Raw genomic sequence first — 265 nt, forward strand, 5'->3', positions numbered from 1 at the left:
GTACCTGCTGGCAAGTCTCCTAGATTTGCAATAGATTTAGATGGATCTACTTCCTCACCTTGTTTAACGGTCTGATCTTGTGCTACTGGTGTGTTCTTATCCGCGTCGGTTGGTTCAGAAACTTTAACAGTTACTGGAACCTTATCCGTTGAACCATCTGGATACGTTACCACAGCTGTTGCTGGCTTATCTCCTGGTGTGGTTGTATCTACTGGACTCTCAAAGCTTACCTTTGTACCTGCTGGCAAGTCTCCTAGATTTGCAA

The 265-nt window shown here is 44.9% G+C and carries 1 protein-coding gene; it reads right to left on the reverse strand.

What is annotated here, in order from left to right; all coding sequences use genetic code 11:
• Window positions 1-265: Rib/alpha-like domain-containing protein (locus E4T71_RS09460; RefSeq protein WP_245165736.1), on the reverse strand; the 265-nt coding region annotated here is incomplete at both ends.

This window comes from Streptococcus sp. WM07, from assembly GCF_004570525.1.
GTDB lineage: Bacteria > Bacillota > Bacilli > Lactobacillales > Streptococcaceae > Streptococcus.